This is a genomic window from Saprospiraceae bacterium (assembly GCA_016715965.1).
GTDB lineage: Bacteria > Bacteroidota > Bacteroidia > Chitinophagales > Saprospiraceae > Vicinibacter.
Map to the genome: position 1 here is coordinate 402908 of JADJXG010000001.1, position 25613 is coordinate 428520.

The 25613-nt window shown below is 40.3% G+C and carries 22 protein-coding genes and 1 pseudogene; 9 read left to right on the forward strand and 14 right to left on the reverse strand.

From position 1 onward, the window contains the following. Positions 1 to 34: 34 nt before the first annotated feature. From IPM48_01460 to IPM48_01470, 3 genes are read left to right on the forward strand one after another with little or no spacing between them, the layout of a single operon-like run. Positions 35 to 2425, forward strand: coding sequence for a choice-of-anchor B family protein (locus IPM48_01460; GenBank protein MBK9270239.1), 2391 nt, complete (start codon positions 35 to 37; stop codon positions 2423 to 2425). Positions 2426 to 2473: 48 nt separating this feature from the next. After that, complete coding sequence (locus tag IPM48_01465; protein MBK9270240.1) at positions 2474 to 3703, forward strand: aminoacetone oxidase family FAD-binding enzyme; 1230 nt, start codon at positions 2474 to 2476, stop codon at positions 3701 to 3703. Between the two features lie 49 nt (positions 3704 to 3752). Next, entirely contained in the window at positions 3753 to 4505 is a 753-nt protein-coding gene (locus tag IPM48_01470) for a tetratricopeptide repeat protein (GenBank protein MBK9270241.1), read from the forward strand. A gap of 14 nt (positions 4506 to 4519) precedes the next feature. Here the strand turns inward: IPM48_01470 and rpmA are convergent, their stop codons facing one another. From rpmA to IPM48_01500, 6 genes are all read right to left on the reverse strand, one after another. Continuing rightward, positions 4520 to 4834: a 50S ribosomal protein L27 gene (rpmA, locus tag IPM48_01475; protein ID MBK9270242.1), complete on the reverse strand. Its 315-nt coding sequence runs from the start codon at positions 4832 to 4834 to the stop codon at positions 4520 to 4522. A gap of 22 nt (positions 4835 to 4856) precedes the next feature. Continuing rightward, positions 4857 to 5168: a 50S ribosomal protein L21 gene (gene rplU / locus IPM48_01480; GenBank protein ID MBK9270243.1), complete on the reverse strand. Its 312-nt coding sequence runs from the start codon at positions 5166 to 5168 to the stop codon at positions 4857 to 4859. 724 nt (positions 5169 to 5892) lie between these two features. Then, the gene (locus IPM48_01485) at positions 5893 to 7587 is read right to left on the reverse strand and encodes a T9SS type A sorting domain-containing protein (GenBank protein ID MBK9270244.1); all 1695 of its coding nucleotides are present in this window, start codon (positions 7585 to 7587) and stop codon (positions 5893 to 5895) included. 126 nt (positions 7588 to 7713) lie between these two features. After that, a complete protein-coding gene (locus tag IPM48_01490; GenBank protein ID MBK9270245.1) occupies positions 7714 to 8049 on the reverse strand; it encodes a single-stranded DNA-binding protein in 336 nt (111 codons plus the stop codon). 48 nt (positions 8050 to 8097) lie between these two features. After that, positions 8098 to 8451, reverse strand: coding sequence for a single-stranded DNA-binding protein (locus IPM48_01495; GenBank protein MBK9270246.1), 354 nt, complete (start codon positions 8449 to 8451; stop codon positions 8098 to 8100). 51 nt (positions 8452 to 8502) lie between these two features. Then, positions 8503 to 8856, reverse strand: coding sequence for a single-stranded DNA-binding protein (locus tag IPM48_01500; protein MBK9270247.1), 354 nt, complete (start codon positions 8854 to 8856; stop codon positions 8503 to 8505). 361 nt (positions 8857 to 9217) lie between these two features. Here IPM48_01500 and IPM48_01505 point away from each other — a divergent pair, with 361 nt between their 5' ends. The 6 genes from IPM48_01505 (at position 9218) to IPM48_01530 (ending at position 15785) form a co-directional block, all read left to right on the forward strand. Further along, on the forward strand, positions 9218 to 9736 hold the full coding sequence (locus tag IPM48_01505) for a GNAT family N-acetyltransferase (protein ID MBK9270248.1): 519 nt from the start codon (positions 9218 to 9220) through the stop codon (positions 9734 to 9736). Between the two features lie 40 nt (positions 9737 to 9776). Beyond that, positions 9777 to 11237: a potassium/proton antiporter gene (locus tag IPM48_01510; GenBank protein ID MBK9270249.1), complete on the forward strand. Its 1461-nt coding sequence runs from the start codon at positions 9777 to 9779 to the stop codon at positions 11235 to 11237. A 119-nt stretch (positions 11238 to 11356) separates the two neighbouring features. Continuing rightward, entirely contained in the window at positions 11357 to 11764 is a 408-nt protein-coding gene (locus IPM48_01515) for a VOC family protein (GenBank protein MBK9270250.1), read from the forward strand. Positions 11765 to 11769: 5 nt separating this feature from the next. Beyond that, positions 11770 to 12606: a VOC family protein gene (locus IPM48_01520; GenBank protein ID MBK9270251.1), complete on the forward strand. Its 837-nt coding sequence runs from the start codon at positions 11770 to 11772 to the stop codon at positions 12604 to 12606. A gap of 95 nt (positions 12607 to 12701) precedes the next feature. Beyond that, positions 12702 to 13256 (forward strand): hypothetical protein, encoded by a 555-nt coding sequence (locus tag IPM48_01525; GenBank protein MBK9270252.1) that lies wholly within the window; start codon positions 12702 to 12704, stop codon positions 13254 to 13256. A gap of 108 nt (positions 13257 to 13364) precedes the next feature. Then, the gene (locus IPM48_01530; protein ID MBK9270253.1) at positions 13365 to 15785 is read left to right on the forward strand and encodes a TonB-dependent receptor; all 2421 of its coding nucleotides are present in this window, start codon (positions 13365 to 13367) and stop codon (positions 15783 to 15785) included. A 480-nt stretch (positions 15786 to 16265) separates the two neighbouring features. On the opposite strand, the pseudogene IPM48_01535 reads toward IPM48_01530, so the two are convergent. The 8 genes and pseudogenes from IPM48_01535 to IPM48_01570 all read right to left on the reverse strand — a co-directional run bounded on the left by IPM48_01535 (position 16266) and on the right by IPM48_01570 (position 25222). Continuing rightward, positions 16266 to 19489 (reverse strand): annotated as a pseudogene (locus IPM48_01535) (type I restriction endonuclease subunit R). Continuing rightward, positions 19486 to 19947 (reverse strand): hypothetical protein, encoded by a 462-nt coding sequence (locus IPM48_01540; GenBank protein MBK9270254.1) that lies wholly within the window; start codon positions 19945 to 19947, stop codon positions 19486 to 19488. Before IPM48_01540 ends, IPM48_01535 begins: the two are co-directional and overlap by 4 nt. After that, a complete protein-coding gene (locus IPM48_01545; GenBank protein MBK9270255.1) occupies positions 19937 to 20350 on the reverse strand; it encodes a helix-turn-helix transcriptional regulator in 414 nt (137 codons plus the stop codon). Before IPM48_01545 ends, IPM48_01540 begins: the two co-directional genes overlap by 11 nt. 12 nt (positions 20351 to 20362) lie before the next feature. After that, positions 20363 to 20881 carry a hypothetical protein gene (locus IPM48_01550; GenBank protein ID MBK9270256.1) on the reverse strand — a complete coding sequence of 173 codons (519 nt, stop codon included), beginning with the start codon at positions 20879 to 20881 and terminating at the stop codon, positions 20363 to 20365. A gap of 120 nt (positions 20882 to 21001) precedes the next feature. After that, positions 21002 to 21421 (reverse strand): GxxExxY protein, encoded by a 420-nt coding sequence (locus tag IPM48_01555; GenBank protein ID MBK9270257.1) that lies wholly within the window; start codon positions 21419 to 21421, stop codon positions 21002 to 21004. Between the two features lie 29 nt (positions 21422 to 21450). Next, on the reverse strand, positions 21451 to 22602 hold the full coding sequence (locus IPM48_01560; protein ID MBK9270258.1) for a restriction endonuclease subunit S: 1152 nt from the start codon (positions 22600 to 22602) through the stop codon (positions 21451 to 21453). Positions 22603 to 22730: 128 nt separating this feature from the next. Beyond that, positions 22731 to 23144 carry a GxxExxY protein gene (locus IPM48_01565; protein MBK9270259.1) on the reverse strand — a complete coding sequence of 138 codons (414 nt, stop codon included), beginning with the start codon at positions 23142 to 23144 and terminating at the stop codon, positions 22731 to 22733. Further along, a complete protein-coding gene (locus IPM48_01570; GenBank protein MBK9270260.1) occupies positions 23144 to 25222 on the reverse strand; it encodes an N-6 DNA methylase in 2079 nt (692 codons plus the stop codon). Before IPM48_01570 ends, IPM48_01565 begins: the two co-directional genes overlap by 1 nt. Positions 25223 to 25613: the final 391 nt, after the last annotated feature.

A 25613-nucleotide genomic window follows, 5' to 3' on the forward strand; every position in this document is an offset into this window, starting at 1 on the left:
TATATATATTTTTACTATTTAAACTATTTATTATATGAAGTTTATAAATATAATTTTATTAATATATTTTATAGTTATTAAGCTGGACCTGGCTTTTGGACAATCCGGTGAACATGTACGACTTCTGAGCCATGTACGGATTCCAGAAAATTCAAGTAGCATTTGGGGTTATACCACCGCAGAAGGAACTGAGCTTGCCTTGCTTGGAACGTCTGAGGGCGTTCGGATTTACGACATCAGCGATCCTATTGTCCCTGAGGAGAAGATATTTATTAAAAACAACAGCTGCAGTTGGCGGGAATTAAAAACCTCTGGAAGTTTTGCCTATGTAGGTTCGGAATGTGACGATGGTCTGCTCATCATTGATTTAAGTCGACCCGATTCCATCAGCCATCGCAATGTCTTTAAACTTGCAAACAGCAAAGGAGATAGCTTTGATATATTGACTTCGCACACCTTGTACGCCGATGAAAAAGGATATATCTATCTCAGCGGAGCCAGGGGAATTGGTGCTGGTTTTGCCATCCTCGATCCAACTTTGGATCCCTGGAATCCTGTCGTTTTATACCATTATGAAGATCATTATATGCACGAAGTACATGTACAAAATGATATCTTATATGGAGCAGAATTGTACAATGGAGCATTCAGTATTTGGGATATAGCTGATCGGACTGCACCCAGAAAATTATCCAGTCAGCGAACTGCTTTTGGCTTTACACATTCGGTGTGGCTTGAAAAAGACCGAAAGATACTTTATACAGCAGATGAAGTCAGGGGTGCGGTGGTCGAATCCTGGGATGTAAGCGATCCTTTTGACATTCGGAAGCTGGATCAATACAGGGTATTTAATCCAAACGATCCTTACCACATACCCCACAATGTTTTTCACAAAGACAGTTTACTCTATGTAAGCTGGTACACTGAAGGAATGAGGGTGTTGGATACCCGGAAAGCAGACAATCTGGTCGAAGTAGCTTATTTTGATACCCATCCGGACAAGCGCACTGGTTTCAATGGATGCTGGAGTATATATCCTTATTATCGCAGTGGCGTTGTCGTAGCTTCCGATATTCAATATGGAATGTATGTATTACAATTTGAAGGCAATGGTGCTGCCTGGTTAGAAGGTCAGATCAAGGATTCTATCACCGGACAAAACTTGTCAAAGGTCCAAATCCAGTTGACCAATTTGTCAAGTGGAAAAACAAGTGTGTTAGAATCCAATCCATTGGGACAGTACAAAGCGGGAAGTGGTGAAAATGGCAAATTTGAAATAAAGCTAAGTATCGAAGCATACTTGACCAAAACTATTGCAATCGACTTGTATCAGGACAGTGTTCTAGAATTGAATATTGAAATGGTACCAAGAGCAAAAGCCGATGCAAGGTTTGAAATAGTAGAAAAAGAATTCGGGCTGGCACTCGAAAATGCTCAGGTCCTTTTGTTGAATCCGCTGGTACGGTTTGAGGGAATTTCGAATCATCAGGCTGGAATAAATTGTACGATCCCAAATGTATATATTGACCAATACGATGCTCTTTGTTCCAAATGGGGATATACCTACCAGCTTAATCAAAATATAGATTTTACAGGCAATGATACTTACCGCTTCGAAATGGAGGCTGGCTATGAAGACCATATGATGAGTAAACTCGGTTGGGAATTTGTCACAGAAGACAGTATGGTCCAATGGATTTATGGTGATTTCAGCGAATTGGATCCACCTCCTTCCAATTATCCCTCCAAAGATGTACCGGAGGATTATGGAAATCTGGCTTTGTACACTGACAATTTCGAAAAAATTGAAGAAGAGTATAGATTGCACGGACATCTTTCTCTGGTATCTCCGGTTATGAACTTACATCCATTTGACAAAATACGATTGAGCTACCATGCCTGGGCTTATGGTGGCTGGGACAATTCAGTGAAAGAAACAATGATTAGTTTTGGAACCGATACCATCAAATTAGAAGACATCCCTTTGAATCTTGGTGGCTCATTCAATCCAAGAACAGAAATTGATTTGGACATCAAAGATCGCGACAGAGATTCGGTACGATTTATTTTTCATTTGTGGAATGATCCTGACTCTGCAGAATTTGCCATAGCCATGAGAGCGGCTTTTGATTATTTCAAATTGGAGGGACTTGTATTGAATCCTGTGGTGGACAATGAATTTGACAAAGAAATTAAAATTTGGCCAAACCCTGCTAAGGATCGATTGAATTTGAAAAATTCATTTGAGACCGAAATCCGAATCCATGTTTTAGATCTTAGCGGCAAATCTCAACTGACCCAATTTGTGCCAGCTGCTACCACAACAGATTTAGATCTAAGCGATTTTCCGGTGGGTGTGCATATTCTTCAATACCATAATGAGGATGGGAGTTTGCACGGATGCAGAAAATTGGTTAAGTTCTGATTTTGAAAAGCCATATTGTGCAATCATAGATTTTTAAGCTTGAAGCACTTGGATTTTGACCTTATCATTATAGGCGCGGGTGCCTCCGGAGTTTTTGCTGCCATTCATTTGGGCGAATTAAATCCAAGAAAGAAAATTTGCATTCTGGAAGCGGGAACTGTACCTCTTGGCAAGGTGAAAATCTCAGGAGGAGGAAGGTGCAATGTCACCACCGGAGTCATAGATCCTAAAACACTGGTTGAATATTATCCCCGAGGACGAAAAGAATTGCTTGGTGCTTTTTATAAATTTGGTCCCGAGCAGATGAAAGAATGGTTGGAAGAAAAAGGAATAAAGCTAAAGATGGAAGCCGATGGCAGGATGTTTCCAGTTTCCAACCGATCACAAACGATCATCGATTGTTTTTTGCAAGAAATAAAAAATCACCATATTCAATTAAGAACAGGATCCCGGGCAATTTCCATTCAATGGATTGAGGCTTCGGAAACATGGAAAATAGAAACCGACAAGGATGTTTTTTATGGTCGTCAACTTTTAATCTCCAGCGGTTCCGATGCCAGAATATGGAAGCTATTGGAAAGCATTGGACACAAAATTGTTCTGCCTGTTCCCTCTTTATTTTCATTCAATATTTCTGATCAAAATTTACGCACCCTGACTGGATTGAGTGTCCCAATTGCAAAGGTCCAAATTAAAGCGTTCAATCTACAAACTGACGGACCAATTCTGATCACCCATTGGGGATTGAGTGGACCGGCCATTCTCAAACTCTCTTCCTGGGCAGCTCGCGAATTGTATGAAAAAGACTACCGTTTTTCCATCCATATCAACTGGATCAATACAAGCAAAGAAGATGCATTGATTCAACTCAAGAAATACAAGCGAAGCTATCCGGATCGATTGGCTAGCCATTATGGGCTTTTCGAATTGCCCTCCCGATTGTGGCAATATCTGATTGCAAAGAGTGGAATACCGGTTGATACAAAATGGGGAGAAATCAAAGATACCGTTTTGGAAAAAACGAGTGTAATTCTATGCGACCAGGAGTTGATGGTGGAAGGAAAAACAAGATATAAAGAAGAATTTGTAACATCCGGAGGAGTGGAACTTTCCGAAATAGATTTTAAATATTTCCGAAGTAAGGTTCATCCAAAATTGTATCTGACAGGTGAGGTACTCAATATTGATGCTTTGACCGGAGGATTTAATTTTCAGGCAGCCTGGACAGGAGCCTGGCTCGCTGCGGAAGCATTGGCAGGAGATTCAGCAGATGGATGATGGAATAAAATACAGAGCAATATTTTTTTATAGGAACTAAACCTGTTGGATGAAAGTCGGTTATCTGATGGTGAGATTCTATCTGGTATTTCTGATTCTTATTGAGCTCCTTCCAAAGGCTGGTTCCCAAGATTTGGTGAGGAAGGCGGCTGAATTGTATCAAAAAGGACAATATTCTGAAAGTGAAAAAATCTGGACGGAATTAATCCAAGAAGGCTACCGGAATGCGGAGATTTATTTCAACCTGGCCAACTGTCAATTTCAACAAAGAAAACTGGCTGAATCGATCTTGCATTATCAGAAAGCGATTGCACAAAAGCCTTCTTTGGAGATGGCTAAAGTTTATTTATTAAAAGCCCAGAGGATGGCTGATGTCGAACCCGTGATAGATAAAAAGTGGAAATTGCTTGATTGGTTCGATGATCTGTGCCTCTCTTTATCTAGCATGGTTTGGCTGTTTTTGACTGTATTTGTATTTGGCTTATTTCTGTTTTCAAGCTGGATTTCGCCAAATCGTATCCTAAGGATTGCTTCAATCTTTTTGACAATCCTTTGGCTATCCTTTCTGTTTAGACAGGAATGGATCAAATCAGATTATAGAAAGAGATGTGTTGTAATGGAATCCGTGCCGGCCAGACTTTCAGCCGATGAGAATAGCAAAAGCGAAGGACAGGTCAGTGCCGGTGAAACGGTGTATTGCACTGAAACGATTGGGGACTGGGTGAAAATCCAAAATGGCTTGTTTGGAAACTTTTGGGTAAAGAAGCAAGTGCTTCACTGTATTTCAGCAAGGCAAGATTAGACTAAAAACAAAAACTATTCTTCTTCCGAAGAAGCAGGAGGGGTGGCGACAACCGGAGCCTGCGTTGCAACAACTGCGCCAGGTACAATGTGCACCAGGGTTCTATCTTTACGGGTCTTGGTAAATTTGACCTCACCATCCGTCAATGCAAAAAGCGTCCAGTCTTTGCCAATGCCTACATTTTTGCCTGCATGGTATCTGGAACCTCTTTGTTTGACGATGATGTTTCCTGCAATGGCTTTCTGACCACCAAACAACTTAATGCCGAGACGTTTACTATTACTGTCCCGACCGTTACTGGTACTACCTTCACCTTTCTTATGAGCCATGACTTATGTGATTTAGGATGGATTACGAATGAATGGATTGAATTTCGATCTGGCTGAAAGACTGGCGGTGGCCGTTCTTCTTTTCCAAACCTTTTCTTCTTTTCTTTTTATACACAATGACCTTGTCGCCCTTGGCGTGTGAAAGTACTTTCGCTTTAACAGAGGCACCGGATAATGTAGGAGACCCAATGCTGGTACTGTCCCCTGAAGTCAGCATGAGCACCTGATCAAAACTAAGTTCGTCACCGGCTTCTGCGTCGAGCCTGTGGACAAATAGTTTTTGGCCTTCCTTTACTTTAAACTGCTGACCCTGAATATTTAATACGGCAATCATTGTCGTTGGATTTTTAAATTGGAGTGCAAATGTACGGCTTTTAGTGATTTGACTTCGTGTTTTTAGATAAAAAATAATGTGGAAATTATAAATCAGATGTTAAGACTATTTATTATTTAATAACAAAATATCATGTGATTGTATTTAAAGGCTTTATGTATTAAATATAATCATATGTAAAATAGTAATGGTAAAAAAAATCATTCTCGGAATCGAATAATGAATCGTCTCACTGTATTTAATTGTTAATTTCTTTTGCGTGATCAAAATACGATTGAAGGATCTGCAAAGCAATTTTGAACAACAGTATATCAAGTGAAGGAACGCCTACCAACTTTGTTGGGATCAAAACCATGAGCGAAAACCAAAGAAAAATCGCTGGCAGGGATTCTCTCTGACCCATCCTGAATTCTGCCGTTGTATTAAAAAAAATCAAATCCACCACACTCAAATAGATGTTAGCACGGTTGCGACATTCTGTGGGTAGTGAATGTACGATTTATGCCAAGGGTGTAGTGAAGAATGACGGTGCTTCAAGTGAATGAACCTTAATGGGAGCTGCAAGGTCTTTGGTCGAAACTTTAAATTATTTGAGTCGCAGGATTAGAAGAGTTTTTGAATTCTATGTAAAACAAGAAGAACCACTCATTGAATTTGTTCACTAAATTATTGGGTTGAATGAATTCCCCGATTTTGGTCCACAGAAAATGAAAACTAACTTTTATTAGAATAAATTGAATTTAATCAGCTTGATAGAATTTGCTTTTTTTAATTTTGCAAAGTAGATTCCCTTGGGAAGAAAACTTAAATCCAGATTCCAATAATGCATCGATTTATCCAGTTTCCTTTGATAAACAGTCTGACCATTGGAATTTAAAACCAGAATTTCTTCAAGTTCCCTTGCATTGAACAAATTGATAAATCCCTCTGAAGGATTGGGATAAATATATTCTAACTTATTGTTTTCTTCTGTTTCTCCAACCGATGTTTGTAATTTGTTTGATTTCTTTAATACAAAGCAACCGAACTGAGGAAACTGAGAAACTGGCAGTTTGGCAGAAGCATGAGCCAACTGTGCGGAATGTCCAATCATTGGAATTGGAATCATCCCATCTACACCGACTTTAGCTTCAATTATGTCATTATGATAATCCATTGCATTGATCAGTTCGTACGTTTCACCCACTTTTAAATTTGCAGAATTTGAATGGATATAAACAGTGTCCAAATTTGCCCAATTGTAAATGGCAAGATGGTTTCGATCCGGATCGAATTTGTTTGGAAAAATAAAAAAATCTATACCAGATGTTGGTAATTGAGGAATATATTCGTTGTCCGGAAAATCGGTTTGTAAAAAACCCCATAAATAATAGCCATAAATCGCCGGAATGCCTGCCAACACTTTATTCCCTTTAAAACTGGCTTCAAATACCGGGGTATTGTTAAATCCCAATCTGGTCTGACAGGTGAGGAAATTACTATCTATGGTCACATTTTTCAATCCGGCGTTGAGTCCAAAAGCATTGACCGGAGGACGTGGGGTATTCGTTCCGGCAAATGTACAATTGTGCTTAACAAGGGTGTTGCGAAGAGGGTTGCCTGCACCATTTGAAACCAAAAAAAAATTGTGTGTTCTTGCATTGTTTCCGACTCCTCCATTGTTGTCAGAAGCTGCGCCACCATTAAATACAATGTTCTTCTGAATGTCAAAGTTACCCAGTGCGGCTGTTGTCGTGGTTTGCCAAACTCTTATCCCAAATCCATAGGTACTAAACACAATGTTGTTGTGAATCCATCTGGTTCCGAAGGTATCGTTTTGCAGGTACATCCCATGACCATGTCCTTCGAGATTACCATTGTTGTTGAGATTGTTTCCGATGTGATAGATGACACAGCCGTAGATTTCGTTGTCCCTGGCTGTTTTCCAAACATCCAATCCATGACCCGTGTCATGAATAATCATATTGATAAATTTCATGTTTTCAGCAGTGCAGGTAACTCCGCCAAAAATGTTCTGGTTTCGATCGGTTGAAAATGTATTTGTGACTTCTATCCCCCAAAACCAGGTGTGACTACAGACACCCAATGAAAGATACAGGGTGTAAGTTTTGTTTCCATCCAGGATCACTCTTTCATTGTTGTAGTTTCTAAAAATGATGGGAGCATTTTGTGTACCATTGGTTTTGCAGACAAAGGAAGTTTGCGGATCGTAATCATTCAGATAAGTACCAGCTCTAATCCACACGGTGTCGCCTGGTCTGAGTGAGGTGGGGTGATTTAATGCAGTTTGCAAGGTCCATGGCCTTGAGGCAGTTCCATCTCCTGCTGGCGTGGCATCCGTACTTACAAAAAAATGAGCAGCGGAAGCAGGAATTGAATGGATTAAACAAACAGAAAAGCAGAAGATCCAAAATTTCACTGATCCAATTTTGTGCTAAATATACTTCATTTTATCCGATTCCCAGGAAATATCCAAAAAAACAAAATAGAAATCCCCCGGCATTGTTTCCAATTGCCAGAGGATTGTTCTATCACTAAATCAGGGCTAAACTTTAGCGGGTCTATTGACGCGGACAACTTCTGCGACCACCACTTCTGTTCCATAGTGTGTTTTTCCATCCCTGGATAACCAGGTTTTCGCTTTAAGTTTTCCTGTGACCATAATTCGTTCGCCTTTGTTGAGGTATTTCTCAATGTATCCGGCCATGTTGTCAAAAGCCACCAAATTAAACCAGGCAGGTTTGGACGGGGACTCCTTGGAAGTAGTTGAATTTACAGCGAGAGAAAATTTGGCCAATTTTTTTCCATCTCCGTATGAGATGATCTCAGGGTTTGAGCCGAGGTTTCCTGTGAGTGTTACTGAATTGCGTAATGTGTTCATGATTCGAAATTTTTAAATAATTGATAAAAAGTGAAAATTTAAATGTTATTAAAGTGCGGTAACGGGTTCGTCTTTCTGCATTTTTAAAACTTCGCTGACGATGACTTCGGTGATATATTTTTTTACACCGTCCTTGTCATCGTAACTGCGGGAGGACAAACGCCCTTTAATGAGCACTTGTGTACCCTTGCTCAAGTTGCGCTCCATGTAGCTGGCGGTGTTGTCCCAGGCCACCAGATTGATCCAGTTGGTTTGTTCAACTTTCTCGCCTGATGCGGATTTGTAGGATTCGTTGACCGCAATGGATACGCGGGCCAATTTTTTTCCTTTTTCTAGATTGGTAATTTCAGGATTCTTTCCCAGGTGTCCTACCAATTGGACGGAATTGCGTAATGTGTTCATGATTCGAAAAATTTTTTAAATAATTGATAAAAAGTGAAAATTTAAATGTTATTAAAGTGCGGTAACGGGTTCGTCTTTCTGCATTCTTAAAACTTCGCTGACGATGACTTCGGTGATATATTTTTTTACACCATCCTTGTCATCGTAACTGCGGGAGGACAAACGCCCCTTAATGAGCACTTGTGTACCCTTGGTCAAGTTGCGCTCCATGTAGCTGGCGGTGTTGTCCCAGGCCACCAGATTGATCCAGTTGGTTTGTTCAACTTTCTCGCCTGATGCGGATTTGTAGGATTCGTTGACCGCAATGGATACGCGGGCCAATTTTTTTCCTTTTTCTAGATTGGTAATTTCAGGATTCTTTCCCAGGTGTCCTACCAATTGGACGGAATTGCGTAATGTGTTCATGATTCGAAAAATTTTTGTGTTAAAACGTGAAACAATAAAATGATTGACGATGCAAAGTTGCGGCGACCCGAAATAGTGACTCGTAAGTCAAACGTTTATATCCGAATTTATCCGTAAATAAACGTTTATTATCGGTTTTAGCTATTGTTTAAAGGTACTTTACATTTTCTTAAAAATACGTATTTTTTGTAAATATTGACAGGATTGACCACGCCTCCAGGTTGTAAAAATCAAATTTTTTATGGTTAAATGATCACAGTTGTTGGGTCAGAAATCGGGTCATTCATCGTCTATTGGTTCTCAATAGGAGAATTCCATGGGTGCCCATTGAACCATTTAATTTCGATTTGCTTAACTAATTATGTCAAATTTCAAATCCTTTGAAACAGAACGGCTGTGGTTGAAACCCATCGGAATCGAAGATGCTGACTTCATTCTGAAATTGGTCAATACCCCAAAATGGATTGAGTTTATCGGTGACCGAAATGTTAAAAAGTTGGAAGACGCGGTCCTTTATATCCAAGAAAAAATGTTGCCACATCAGGAAAAACGGGGATTTGGAAATTTTACCGTCATCCGAAAGTCGGACTTGTCCAAAATGGGAACTTGTGGATTGTACCAAAGAGAGGAGGTGGATGGGGTGGATATCGGATTTGCCTTTCTTCCTGAATTCGAATCACAGGGATTTGCTTTTGAAGCTGCACAAAAAATCAAAACAGCAGCGTTCGAAGTATTTGGCCTCAAAGAACTGTTGGCTTATACGATTCCTGAAAACCAATCTTCAAGAAAACTACTTGAAAAACTTGGAATGGTATTGGCAGGAACTACCCAATTGCCCAACGATCCAGTGGAATTGTTGCAATACAGACTCTCCCTATAAAAATTATTTTATCAAAAGACTTTAGAAAACCACGGCTTGTATGAATCTTACCATTGACAATATCCTTCTGATTGGATCGGTGCTGTTGCTTATGAGCATTTTTGCCGGAAAGACTTCGTATAAGTTTGGGGTCCCTACCCTCTTGTTGTTCCTGATGATTGGGATGCTTGCCGGTTCTGATGGCATCGGAGGTATCCAGTTTGACGATCCCTCAGTGGCCCAGTTTATTGGCATTGTTTCACTCAATTTCATTCTTTTCTCCGGAGGCCTTGATACCAATTGGCCTTCCGTACAACCCATTCTCAAGCAAGGTCTGGTCCTTTCCACCCTAGGGGTGTTATTCACCGCCAGTTGCATTGGCATCTTCAGCTGGTATATCACTGATTTTAGTTTTTACGAAAGCATGCTCCTCGGCTCCATTGTTTCATCCACCGATGCCGCTGCCGTATTTTCTATTTTGCGTTCCAAGAGTCTTGCACTCAAACCCAATCTTAGACCAACGCTTGAGTTAGAAAGTGGTAGCAACGATCCCATGGCTTATGTTCTGACCATTTCATTTTTAAGTCTGGTGGTGAATGAACATCAGGGAATCGGTTCTGTCTTTCCAATATTTCTTCAACAGATGCTGTTGGGAGCAATTGGAGGAATTATTTTTGGCAAACTAAGCAAGTATATCATCAACCACATCCAACTTGACTTTGAAGGACTTTATCCGGTGTTGGTCATTGCGCTGATGTTTCTCAACTTTTCCACGATCAACTTCATCGGAGGAAACGGATTTTTATCCATCTATATCACAGCCGTATTTTTAGGAAACCAGGAACTGATCCATAAGAAAACCATTTTAAAAATGTATGATGGTGTGGCCTGGTTGATGCAAATTATTTTATTTCTTACCCTTGGATTGCTGGTATTCCCATCGCAGATCATTCCCTATTTTGAAATCGGTATATTGATCTCTCTCTTCTTAATTTTTGTTGCAAGACCAATCAGTGTTTTTGTTAGTCTGCATTTTTTCAAGTTAAAACTCAATAAAAAGCTTTACATCTCATGGGTAGGACTCAGAGGTGCTGTGCCCATTGTCTTTGCCACTTATCCATTGCTGGCCGGCATTGACAAGGCAGGGATGATCTTCAATATTGTATTTTTTATTTCTGTGACTTCTGTTTTGATCCAGGGGACAACCCTTGGGCTTGTTGCAAAATGGCTTAAGGTATCCTTGCCAGAAAAAGTGAAACCACTGTCCGAAACCGATAAATTAATCACAGATACCGACAAACCCTTAATGAAAGAAATTATAATACCAGCAGACAGCAAAGTAGTGCATAAGAAAATTGTCGAGTTAAACTTTCCAAAAAATTCCATCATAGCTCTGATCAAAAGAAAAGACAAATATTTAACTCCCAATGGTTCTACTGTGATTGAAGCAAATGATTTACTGGTTTTGCTTTCTGACAATCAGAATGGCTTGGACAAGGTCGAAAATATACTGGGTGTTTGAAGAATTGATTCTGACCATAGATCCATGACAGACCGCAACAAAGAAATCCCAATAGTTAAAATAATTCCTGACATTTGCTCCATTAATATTTACTCTTCCATAATTTATAAGACTTTAAAATGAATATAAAATCGATTTACATCAATCTTCCTGTAAAGGATCTGTCCAAAACAAGAGATTTTTGGACGCAGTTGGGCTTTGCTTTCAACGAACAATTCAGCGACGAAAAAGCGCTTTGTCTGATTTTGAAGGAAGGGAGTATTTATTCTATGCTGATCACCCACGAATTTTTTGCGGGATTTACCAATCGACCTGTTTCAGACAGCAGTTCTACAGAGGTCTTGATTGCCATTGAAGTAGATTCCAAAGAAAAGGTCGATGCGATGGTCCATACCGCATTGTCCAATGGAGCTACGAGATACCGCGAATCTGCCGATCATGAATGGATGTATTACGACAGTTTTGCAGATCCCGACGGTCATCAATGGGAAGTTCTGTACACCGATCCTTCCAAAATGAAAGTCTGAAAACGATGAATCACAAGATATATCCCTGTCTTTGGTTTGATCAAAATGCCTCAGAAGCAGCAAACTATTATTGCCGGATTTTTCCAGAATCTTCTGTACTGCACAGGAATGAATGGGCCTATACTTTACAGCTGAATGGAACCCAATTTATGCTGTTGAACGGTGGGCCAAAATACAGAGTCAATTCTGCTGTATCGTATTTTATCCATTGTGGCAGTGAAGCAGAGATTTTGAGATATTACGATGAATTTTCAAGCCAGGGGCAAATTCTCATGCCCCTTGATCAATACAGTTGGTCTCCTAAATATGCCTGGGTAATGGACCGTTTTGGCGTCCATTGGCAGCTCGATATAGAGGACATTCGTTCTTCCCAAAAGCTTGTGCCATGCTTATTATTCACCCATGAAAAAATGAATGAAGTGAAAAATGCCGTTCATTTTTACACCAGCATTTTTGGTCAATCAAAAGTACTTATGCAGGCACCCTGGCCACCGGAAGCCAATATGCCCACTGACAGTTTGGTATTTGCACAATTCAAAATTGGGGACATCATCATGAATGCAATGAGTTCCAATTTAAACCACGATTTTGATTTTACTCCGGGAAATTCTATGGTGGTAGAATGCAAGGATCAAATGGAAATTGACCATTATTGGGATCAGTTGGGTGATGGAGGCAGATATGATATGTGCGGGTGGTTGACAGATCGCTATGGTCTATCCTGGCAAATTGTTCCTGCTATCCTGCCAGAGCTAATGTCTGATCCAATGAAGGGGCCGCGGGTGGTGGAGCGCTTTTTAAAAATGCAAAAATTCGATCTTCAGGCCTTGTTGGATGCTTAAGGGTCGTCAAAAAAAGTAGTTTGGTACATTTTGGTCCAGAAAGCAAATATTAATTGGAAGCATCTGCGTAAATTTACCCCATCAAATTTGTTGTTTTGAATCGCCAGTTCAATGCATTGTTCCTTTTACTTTGTCTGACTGCCCCTTTGGCAATAAGCCATCTATGGCTGAGGCATCAAAAATACCAGGTCCGGAAGGAAATTAAAAAAAGAATGACGGAGGGACTTTCATCAGACCAACTCGTGCTGATCAAACTAAGTCAAGCAGATTCTAAAACACAGTTGGACTGGAAACACAGCAAGGAATTCGAATACCAGGGACAGATGTACGATGTTGTGAGGTCTGAGGTAAAGAATGACTGCATTTATTATTGGTGTTGGTGGGATCACAAGGAAACATCACTGAACAAAACATTGAATGCACTCAGCACAAAAGCGGCGGAGAAGGATCCGCTTCAACAAGAGAATAGATATCTGCTCAAACAATTTTTCAAGATGTTGTACTTTGAGGAATGCCAAACCTTGGTTTTGAGAGATATAAAAGGCACGCCAAAAGTCCATTTTGAATTTTGTCATAACTACAAATATGAATTTCATTTTATACCGAGCCATCCTCCGGAATTAAATCCATCTATTTTGCAGGTAGTGTGAACTCAGTAGAGCTATCAACTACCATGGATCAAAATTGATCTGAATAATAATTTATATGATTTAATGTGACTTCTATGTCAAATAGGAGATCCAAAAAACAATGCTCAAATGAAATTGATCTATACCTTTTATTTTATATTGGGGCTATTCAGCTTTCTATCCGGCCAAACCATTACTTTTTTGCATCCTGAAACAAAAGAACCGCTCGAATACGTCATGCTCAGCAGCAAGAATCCAAAGTTGGTCTTGTACAGCAATGCAAGTGGTCAGGCAGAGATATCCGGTTTGTCAGGATCTGAACGAATCGAAATCAATGCTCCGGGATGCAAAATGGTAATAAAATCCTATCGCGAATTGCAAGAGATGAATTTTGCAATTCCATTGGAAGCATCGACCATTGAAATCGGGGAAATCGTCGTATCCGCTTCGAGATGGGGACAATTCTCCGGTAATATTCCTTCCAAAGTCAGCAAAATTTCTTCTAAAGAAATGGCGCTGCAAAATCCGCAAACCGCTGCCGATCTTCTGGGAACATCGGGTGAGGTATTTATTCAGAAAAGTCAACAGGGTGGAGGAAGTCCAATGATACGGGGCTTTTCTGCCAACCGCTTGCTCTATACCGTCGATGGTGTGCGCATGAATACCGCCATTTTCCGTGCCGGCAATCTTCAGAATGTCATTTCACTTGATCCCCTCTCCATCGAAAACACAGAAGTGTTCTTTGGTCCGGGATCCATCATGTATGGGAGCGATGCCATTGGAGGGGTCATGGGCTTTCAAACCCTGACACCCAAAATTAGTCTGGATGAAAAAGTCAAGGTGAATGGAAAGGCATTTGGACGCTATTCTTCTGTCAACAGAGAAAATACTTTTCACTTTGATGCGAACGTAGGCTGGAAAAAATTCTCGATGCTAAGCAGTATTACGCACAGTGAATTTGGTGATCTGAGAATGGGCAGTAAAGGCCCTGCAGAATACCTGAGACCATTTTATGTCATCCGAATGGACAGTGCAGACCTAATCGTCAGCAATCCCGATCCAAGCGTTCAAAAACCTACGGGATATTCACAAATCAACCTGATGCAAAAATTTCGTTTTCGACTCAATGAATTTTGGGATTTTCAATATGGTTTTCATTATTCCCGCACCACAGAATATTCCAGATACGACCGGTTGATTGAGACGGCTGCCAATGGATTGCCAAGATCGGCTGTATGGAATTACGGACCGCAAATCTGGAGCATGCATCATTTTCAAATCCAACAAAATGCAAACTATGCTATGTACGACAGGATGACCCTTCGTCTGGCGCAACAAGGATTTGAAGAAAGCCGAATCGATCGAAATTTTTCAGGAGGACAACGGTACCGCTTAAGAACAAACCTTGAGACCGTGGACGCATCTTCTGTCAATCTGGATTTTGAAAAACACTGGAGCCGGCATCAGTTTTACTATGGTGCAGAATACATTTTAAACAAAGTCAATTCAAATGGATCGGCGGTGGACATACGCAATGCACAAGCCATTTCGGTCGCAGATCGATATCCAAAATCGGATTGGCAAAGTGTGGCGGCATACCTCAGCTATCAATACAAGTTGTCCAAATCGATCCTGTTGCAAGCCGGACTCCGGCAAAACATGTTTGACATACATTCTGACTTTAGCAGGCATCTCCGTTTTTTTCCATTTGATTTTACCAAATCCAATTTGCGCAATTCATCCACCAACGGAAGTCTTGGTTGGGTATATCGTCCGGAGGAAAGTTTGAAAATCAGCATGAATGTCAGCACCGGATTCAGGGCTCCCAATGTGGATGACATTGGAAAAATATTTGATTTTACCGCAGGCGATGTGGTAGTACCCAATGCCTCTTTAAAAGCGGAACATGCTTACAATGCGGAAATCAATCTTTCCAAAGTATTAGGAGAATGGATTAAGTTGGATCTCACCGGATTCTATACTTATTTAGACCAAGCCATGGTCAGAAGGACTTTTCAGGTCAACGGACAAGACAGCATACTTTACGATGGAGTGATGAGCCGGGTGTACGCCATTCAAAATGCGGCGTATGCAAGGATATACGGTATCAACCTGGGCATTGAAATTCATTTCAACAAGCACTTTGCTTTCATTTCAAAGTACAATTATCAATACGGCCTGGAAGAAATGGACAGCGGCATGACGAGCCGATCCAGACATGCAGCTCCTGCTTTTGGTATCAGCAAACTAAAGTATAAGCAGGACAAGATTCAGTTGGAATGGAATGTCCAGTATTCTGCTTCGGTGAAAAATGAGGATCTGAATGAAGAAGAAAAACAAAAGCCCTTCATCTATGCCAAAGATGTGAATGGAAATCCCTACTCACCGGGCTGGTACACCCTCAACTTTAAAGCCATGTACCAATGGAACGAAGCAATGTCAGTCAGTGCGGGATTGGATAATATCACGGACCAGAGGTATCGCCCTTATAGTTCGGGTATCGTGGCAGGTGGAAGGAATTTGGTTGTATCGGTGCTTGCAAAATTCTAATCATCGCGAAACTAAAATCCTCGCCTAGTGCTATCCGGGAATTGACCGAGCTCTGATTCATTCAACAAGGAGTTTGTAAGACGGCAAGCAGGTACTGGAAACTTGCTTGCCGCTTCCTGTTAAAAGCAGTTCACTTATCGTTCAGATTGAATTTTAAATCGTTTGTTTTTTGATGGTCAGGTTATAGATAGATCTCAGAACCGGGTCAGGCATAGACGCTGCACCGCCAAAGAGCCAAACCTTTTACCAGTTGGCGTTCCTGTCCATCGTGTCTGTAAACCTTTATCTATGTTAGGTTTTACTTTCAATGTCGTGTTGGTCTGCGCGGTAGCTAATTTTTTATTTGCAGAAAGGTGGAAGGAATTTTTTATTCCATTTTGTCTGGGTGGGAAAGGTGGAAGCTCTTTCGTCCCGCCTAAGCGATATGCTTGGGCTTCCCGAAGGGTCGGGACAAGTTGCGGGGCTTGCAAATAACGTGGGTTAATACTGTCCATATATACTCATTCCTCCACCAAAATACTGATGTTTTAAATGTTCATATACTAAGTTCGTTTTTAAGTCAATGTCATCTGTCTGATAGGTCGGGTAAGGCAATGTTTCAAATAAAGTCTTACTAACTGTATTAAAAACTGCTGCTGCTGTTACTGATTTGTCAGACCACTGCTCAACTTTTAATTTGTCCTTTTTAAGTTCGTCAAGAAGTTCAATCGATATTTTCTTGATTTCGTTTTTCTCTATTTCTTCCAACTTTTTACCGTGTCTAAGAATGTCGAAGATTGCTTTTTGCTCGTCTGTTAGTCCTTCTCGTTTGGTATCCGCTTCTTCTTCAGAATACGAGTTTACGAGTTCAATCAATTTTCTAAAGGTTTCTTTGATTACAACTTCGTCTTTTCCTCTGTTGTATTCTTCAATAATTTCCTGATAGCGTTTGTAATAGTCAACTGTCAAAGGATTGCGTTCTACCATCCGTTTTAGTTGCTTTTCAACTTTGTCTTTGAGTGATTGAACGGCTGCATTTTTATTTTTTGTCTTTAAGAAATATTGCTCCAACAAGTCAAAATCCAGTCCACTCAGGTCAATGATTTTTTCTTCGTTGTGTCCTGGTTCAGCAGCCATATTTTCTATGGATTCATCTACCACATTTTGAATTTTACGCATAATGTCTGCCACATCTGCACTTTCAATATTGTCTTCAATGGCGGTGTAGATTACATCAATGGCGTTCTTTCTCGGTGCGTATTGATTTAATACTTTGTCGGGTTGCAGGGCTTTGTATTTTTTAAAAACCTCTCTTGCCAAAACCTGAAATTTTCGTTTGGTTTCGTCATTGGTATAAACGGCATTCACGGCTTTTTCCATTGCAGCCAATTTGTGCAAACCATCAGCGCTGATGAGTTCCTGCAAATCAAAATTCACTTCGTCTTTCAAAAAGGTTTCTGTCGCTTCTAATGCTTCTTCTAATTGTTTGATGAGTTCTTCTTTTGGCTTTACGGGTGGTTCGGGTTTTTCGCCTCCACCGCCCTCGCCATCCTCACCGCCAGAACCATAAATTGCCAGAGCATCCAGTAAGGCTGTGTATGTTTCAATGTAGTCCACAATCAAACCGTTGTTTTTGCCTTCGCTGATTCGGTTGGCTCTTGCAATGGCTTGCATCAACGTATGAGATTTCAATGGCTTGTCTAAATACAAAGTGGAAAGGGTAGGAACATCAAAGCCTGTAATCCACATCGCACAGACAATTACAAAACGGAAAGGGTCATCTTCATCCTTAAACCTTGTTTCAAGGTCTTGGGTGTTCATTTTTCCTCGGTGTGGCTCAATGTCTAAATCCCATTTCTGAAACTTCTGAATTTCGTTCTGCTCGGAACTCACCACCACACAAATTTCTGTTTCCTTTATCCATTGCAATTCGCGACTTTTCTCCAAAAGTTCCTGGTCGCCATATTTTCCTTTGGCAACTTCTTTTTCCAATTGCTCAACAGTCAGTTTCCAATGATGCGTAATTAAATCATACATTCTTACAGCTGTGAGTTTATCCAATGCGATAAACATTCCTTTACCTTTGTAGCCACGATTGCAGAAATGCCAAACGACATCCTTGGCTATATCATTCAACCTTTTCTTCGCAGTTAGAATTGGATATTCTCTGGCAATAAGTTTTTCAACCTTACTTCGCTCATCACTTTCTAATTCTTCGTTTTCTAAAAGAGTTCTAATACTCTCATTGATAGTGGGATTGTCCAACTTTAAGTATTCACCCCTGTTTTCGTAATATAGCGGAACGGTTGCACCATCATCCACACTTCGTTTGAAATCGTAACGGGAAACATAATCACCGAAAATTCGCTTGGTAATTTCATCGTCTTTAAAAAGCGGTGTTCCTGTAAAACCGATAAATGAAGCGTTTGGCAAAGCATTCCGCAAGTTCATGGCTAAATTTCCGCCTTGTGTTCGGTGTGCTTCATCTGAAATAACAATGATATTATCCCGCTTGGTTATTTCTTCTTCAAAATTGAATTTGTGAATGAGTGTAAATAAATACCGATGCTCCGAACTGAGCAATTCTCTCAAATGCTTTCCGCTGTTGGCTTTCAATGAATCTTTAGCACCTGCTTTTACTTGTGGCACAGCACCTACACCGCTGAATGTGCCGTAAATCTGGGTATCTAATTCGTTTCGGTCGGTTGCAATTAAAAAAGTGTAACTGCCTGTAAATTTGTGGTGGATTTTTTGACAAAAGAAAACCATTGAGTAAGATTTTCCGCTTCCCTGGGTATGCCAAAACACACCGAGTTTCTGTTTTCCTCAAAACTGATTTTTCCCTGTTTGTATAGTTCCTCTTTGTGCTGGATATTTTCAATGGCTTTGTTTACACCAATAAACTGATGGTTTCGGGCAATAAGTTTCACCACTTTGCCCAATGAATTATCAAACAGGATGAAGTTCTCGAACAAATCTAAAAAGCGTTTCTTTTCGCAAACGCCTACAATAATTCTATCCAAGGCAACAATGCCTTCGTCTTCTTCTGTCATGCGTTTCCATTCGTGGAAATGCTGATACTTTCCTGTAACGCTTCCAATGCGGCTTTCTATTCCATTACTCAACATTACAAAAGCATTGTAATAGAAGAGTTTTGGAATTACGTCTTTGTAATCGGTAAAATTATCGTTGTAGGCGTTTTCTAATTTTCGATGAGCCGCTTTCAGTTCTATGAACAGAAGCGGAATTCCATTTACAAATCCGATGATATCAGGTCTGCGTTCACGATTGCTCTTGCCCTGAATCCAGAGTTGACGAACTGCTAAAAAGTTGTTGTTGTCGGCATTGCCAAAATCAAAAACCTTTAGCGTTTTGTTTTTTACCTGTTCGCCTTTTTCATTGATAAAGTCAACGGGAATACCGTTGCGGAGCAATTGATGTTTTTCGTAATTGATTTCAGCCAATGACTTGGTAATGCTTTCTTCAATCAGTTTTTCGTAGGCTTGGTTGTATGCTTGTTCAGGTAAGTTGGGATTGAACTGTTTCAGCTTTTCAAAGAATATCTTCTTGAGCACGACTTCTTTTTTGTTCAGTCTGCCCAAGGTGCTGCCTTCGCCAAAGCTTTCTTTGTTGTAAGCCAATAGCGTATCCCAACCCAACTGATTGAAAAATAAATCAATTGCTGTTTGTTCTATTAAATTATCTTCTGAGTATTCCCAAGTCATCCATTTTTCTTATTGTGAAGCAGATTGTTCGGATTGATTATGGGCAACACAAAGTTTTGCAATGCCGTGCCTTGTAAACGAGTTAAAAGAATGCCTCTTGATGTAGAATAGGATACAGATGAAAGTGCATTTGCTAATCCGGGATGTAGATTCAAACGCTTGTTTCTTTTGCGTGTGGCAAGCTCTTCTAAATTTTCAATTCGGTAAATAAATATCAAATGATAATTTCCCGTTGCTTCGACTTCGTTTTTGCCTTTGCTGTCGGTTTTCACACTAACTGTGAAATCAGCCTTTGCCAATTTATCGTCAAGGTTAAAGCTCAATTGTAAGGAGTTGTCCAATTTGTGGCCGACAACTTTGCTGAAGTCAAAATTTTCAGGTGTGTCCACCTGTCCTTTAATCATTTTGAAATCAATCAAAGCAATTTTTTCCGGGTCGAAAATATTTTTATCCTGCATTGCTCAATTCATTATAGGGTTCTGTTTCTTCGGCAAGTTGCCAAACCTTACCACTGGTTTTTGTGTCAAGCTTTGTGTAAATCACAAAGGTGTGCACCCTGCACATAAAGCCATCCTCTACAAATTCTGTCTGTGCTTTTTTCTTAGGGACTTCCAACAAAGGCTCACCCAATTCAGCCGATAATTTTGCCAGTGAACGAAGAGTGAAATTATGCTCACCGCTCAGCCATTTGGAAATTTCAGATGGTTTCTTGTCCATCTTCTCTGCGAGTTCCTTTTTGCTGATGTCGTTTTCACGCAATAGCTGATTGATGCGAACCACCAGGTCGGCATACCAATCCACGAATATGTCAACATCCTTAGGGGTGTTGTCTAATATTCTTTGAAAAACCTTGCTTCTCATTTTGTTTGTCTTTTAAATTATTATGTCATCGCTGCCATCGTAATAACGAAATGCTCTTTGGTCAGCGGTAATGTAAATGTCTTTTTCTCTCAATGCATCCAATATGCGTTTGGCAAAAATGTTGGCCTGCTGAAATGCCATACTTGTTTTTCCTCCTTGTGCTGTATCGGCTGTTTTCTCGCCTCCGTTAAACAACACCACCAAAGTCTCAAAAATTCGCAAACAATATAAACGAAGGGGGAAATTGCCGAAATTGATGTAAAGGTCTTCCACTTTGTAAGTGCCCGAAGGGGGAAGTGCTTGAGCGGCATTTTCAAATCTGAAAAAATCTTCCAACGCACCCATTTCATCTCCAATCTTGTTGGAAAGAAATTTTGCCAATTCTTGAAGTGGCCTTTGAAGTGTGCTGTCGTTTTCATATTTCACGAAAAACTTATCGGTTTCCGAAAGCTCGGCATCTTCCCACCTTACGGTGTAAAAAGTGCAAACCTGCCCTTGGTCGTCAAATATTTCGAGTGCAAATGTATTCACTTATAACTGAATTTTGCAAGTTTTTTTTTCACTTTTAAGTTAATTCTTGTATATGAAACGGTTATTTCCCTCTCTATCAAGCATTTACACTTCTATTTGTCCGTTCATCCATTGTCTGAACTATGATTTATTTGATTTTTGTGATTCCGATGATTTGAATTTCTTGTTGGTGAGCCGTTTGAAATTTAAACTGGTTTCGCCAAAATTGATAAGCAAACCAATTTCCAGATTATAGGCTTCCAAATAGTTAATAGCTTGGGCAAAGTGAACATCTTCTAATTTGGTTATTGATTTTAGCTCCACCGATAATACTCCTTCCACCAAAAAATCGACTCTCCTCGTGCCAATTTGCTCTTCTCGGTAAAAGATGGGCATTTCAAATTCTCTGCTAAATTCTAAGCCTATCAAACTCATTTCTATTGCCAAGGCACGCTGATAGATAACTTCCTGAAAACCATTGCCCAATGTTTTATGAACAGTCATTGCACAACCAATTATTTTGGATGTTAGCTCAGAATATTTGTATTGCTCGTTAATCATAATAATCATTTAATCACAAAAATCATAGTTCAGACTTCTATTTGGCCATTCATCAGTCTCCGTAATAAAATATCCCGTGCCTCTCTCAATTTGCTGTTTTGCTCTCCAAGCGTGCTGATTAAGGTAAAAATGGGTTTCACCTTTTCAGTAAATGCTTTCAGTTCGCTTTCTTTCGGTATGGTAATTTTTTGCTCACTGATAAATTCCTCAAAGCCATAATTGACAATATTGCTTGCACTGTGTTTTTCGTATTGGGCAATTACTCCGTTTTCGTGGCTTGCCAATAAATACAAGTAGAAAAACTCAGGTGTTACGTTTTCGTTTGGTCGCAAAAGTTTACAAAAGCTGGCACACATTACAGGTTTTCCAAATTGCTGCAACATTTTTTCCGTTATCAAAATGCTTCTTCCTACAGGCTGACCTTTGCTGCCACCTGAAACTTCAAATACAACATCACCTACTTGCATACTGCGTGATGCTAAATTTGATTCTTTATGATAGCGGAACGGAACGCCTTTCACTTCTCCTTTTTTTGCATCAGGAATATCTGTTCCTCGAATTACATATGCAGGTTCGGTAAAACCTTCTTTGTAATCTTCTTCGCCCCAACCGCCACCAATGTAAAAGGCAAGGCAGTCTTTGATGTATTCTTCCCGTTTGGTTTTGGAATAGCTCATTTCCTGCATCAATTCTTTGTAATGCAGCTGCGCCTTCTCCTCCAGCAACTTTATCCGCTTCAAATTATTCTCTATCAAATCATCATAAGCCGATAAAATGGATGCGATTTTGCGTTGGGTGGGGATGTGAGAAATGTAATTAACATCAACCTTGTGGAGCACATTTCTATCCAAACCTGGCACAGCTGAGGCACCATTAAATTTTTCTAAATTCAATGTCTTTAGAAGATAGTAAATAAACCTTGGCACATTTCCCCTGAAGTCTTGAACATATAGTGTAGTATTCAATGGCCAATAATCTCCATTGATATAAAAAAGTAGTCCCAATGTTCCGTATCGTCCAGTTACTACCCCTTCTCCTGTTTTGGCTGGTTCAGAATGGAAATCAGTAATACCTGATGAGGAAATAATTGGAACAAAACCTTGTTTTCTTTTTTGGCTTGGCAAATCGTAACCTCTTTTTAGGTTAATTATTTCTCCTAAAGGCTTCTTCTCCCACTTCATATTGCCAACTCTTTAATTGTCTGAACACGATTTATTTTGATTACCGGATAGACAGGATTATTTGAGAAAAATAAATCCTGATTATCAAGAAATCGCTTAATCGTGTTCTGATATTTTTTCATTTGCTTTCAATATTTTAGGTTATCTTTTGATATCAGCTTTTTGTTGTAGACCCTTTTAAAGTCCAGACTGGTGTTTCCGAAGTTTATTAAAAGTCCATCAGCAATGTTGTATGCTTCCAGGTAGTTTATGGCTTGTGCTTTATGAACACCTTCCAGTTTCTCGATGGCTTTTAATTCCACCATCACTTTTTCTTCCACAAAAAAATCAACCCTGCGTGTTCCAATTTGCTCCTCACGGTAAAATATGGGCATTTCTAACTCCCGCTGAAAGGAAATATTTTCATAAGCCAATTCGATTGCCAATGCTCTTTGATAAATTACTTCCTGAAATCCATTCCCAAGTGTCGAATGGACTTTCATAGCACAACCGATAATCTTGTGCGTCAGTTTATCAATTTCACTTTCATTAATCCTGTCCATCAAATAATCTCTTTAATGGTGTTCTGAATTTGGTTTGCTAAGTTGATGGCTTCTTCGTTCAATCCTTCCAACTCAATATGTATTTCGTTCAGGCGTTCTTCGTAGTCAAAGTCCTCATCGGTGCTGGTATCCACACCTACATACCGGCCCGGGCTCAGGCTCCAGTCTTTGGCTTCTATTTCTTTTTGGGTTACCACTTTGCAAAGTCCTTCCACATCGGTATAAACACCTTCGGGGAAACGGCTTGTAAGCCAATGGGCTTGTTTGTAGAAATATTCGGTTTCGTGCAATAAGCCGGGTTCTTCTTCATCGGGGTTGCCGCTGAGTTGCTGTTGCAGGGTTTTCAGTTGGTCGAGTTGTTCTTTCAGGCCAAATTCTTTCCAGTCTTTGTTTTTGCTCAGTTGGTATTCTTTGGCGGCTGTGCTTATGGCATCCAATAATTGCTTAATGAGTTTGTCTTGTGGTTTGCGGAGTGCCTTTGTCTGGAACACGATTTTCTCGATTATGGGATTGGCAGGATTATCAAGTAAAGCAATGTCAGAAATCAACTTGTTTTGTAAGGCGAAAATGACATTGGCTTCATTTAGTAAATCATTCCATTCTGGAATAATCCTGTCTATCTTCAAATCCTGCGAATCCTGTTCAAGACTGAATGTGCTTACGTTTTTCAACACTTTCTGCAATTGCTTTTGCAGTTCGGTGCTTGCTTCGGCTGTTTCTTTGGCTAATTCGGCAGACGTTTGCAAATAGCTATTTACCGTGCTTTCAAACTTATTAGTATTGCCTCTATACAGGTTTACAATGCAAATCAGGTTTTGCAATTGCTCGGGGCTAAAGTCGTTTACCTTGCTTGTTACCTTGCGGTAAATTTTTCGGGCATCGAGCATCAGGACTTTATCACTTTTCTTTTTGTCGTTCTCTTTCCCACGGTCAAAAAACCACAGGGTGCAAGGCAATGAACGGGTATAGAAAAAGTTGTTGCCAATCGCCATCATCACATCTACAGAGCCTGTTTTTACCAACTTCTCCCGTATGTCTTTTTCGCTGTGTCCGGCATCACTGGCAGATGAAGCCATTACAAAACCTGCTCTGCCTGTTGGTTTCAGGTAATTGTAGAAATACTGAATCCACAAATAATTGGCGTTATCGTTTTTCGGCAGATTTACTTTGCCGTCTAAAATCAAACGTGGGTCTTTCTTTACGGCATCTTTGGCTTTGTCCACACCATCCACATTAAACGGTGGGTTTGCCATTACAAAATCAGCACCGCTCACAAGGTCGTGTTTGTCTTCGTAAAAAGTATTGCCTTCCTGTATGTTGCCTTCCAGTCCGTGCACTGCCAGGTTCATCTTGGCGAGTTTGGTATTGAGTTCGGCTTTTTCCTGTCCGTAAAAAGTAACTTTCTCAGCAGGTTTCAGTCCTTCGCTTTCTATGAAATAGCCCGTTTGCACAAACATACCCGCACTGCCGCAGGCAGGGTCGAACACAATGCCGTGGTCGGGTTCTATGACGTTCACAATAGTTTGCACCAAACTCATAGGCGTAAAAAATTCTCCGCCTTCCTGTGCACCGGTCATTGCAAATTTGTTGAGGAAGTATTCGTAAATCTTTCCGAACAAATCGCCTTCGGCTTTCTGCAAAACTTCTTTATTGAAAATGCGGAGCAGTTCCAGCAACAGGTCTTTACTGAAAATGGAAAAGTTTTTGGGCAATACGCCTTTGAGGTTGTCGTATTCGTCCTCAATCAGTTTCATAGCGTTGTCTATCGCTTCGCCTATGTCGGCACTTTCGGGCAATGAAACCAAATAGTCAAACTGTGCCTTGTCGGGCAGGAACATGGCGTTGCGTTCTTCAAAGTCTTTTTTGGTTACGGGTCGTCTGCCACGCTGCGGATGCACAGGCAAATCCTTTTCTACTTCTACTTTTACTTTTTGAAAGCGGTTGTAGGCGTGTCGTAAAAATATCAGTCCCAATACAGGCATTGAGTATTCTGAAGCAGTCAGTTTACTGTTTGCTCTTAACTGGTCGGCTGCTCTCCACAGTTCAGCTTCTAATTTTCTAAGTTGTTTTCCTTGCATTTATTCTTTTCAGTGTCTTGTTAATATGTCAAATTTATCATTCTTATTGGTAAGTAGGCAAAAAATACCTTCTTGAAAAATCGGGACAGGCTTTCTTGGTTTTGCGAAGGGTTGGCTTCCCGCTGGAGCGGGACAAGTCGTGCGGTGGGGAAAATAAAAAATACAGAAGGGTCGGTCCCGATAGCAATCGGGATCTGCTTACTCGTTGTCCGTTTGGAATATGGCCAGTATGTTGGTCACCTGTCAAAATGGTTTAATTTTTCTGTTTTTGTCGTTCATTTTATTGTTGTCGTGTCGTTTTACACTTGCAGGTAACTGTTAGGTACTCGCGACGTGCCGCATTTTCCTAAAGACCAAGAGTAAAAAATACATTCCATTGTTTGTCAAGAGT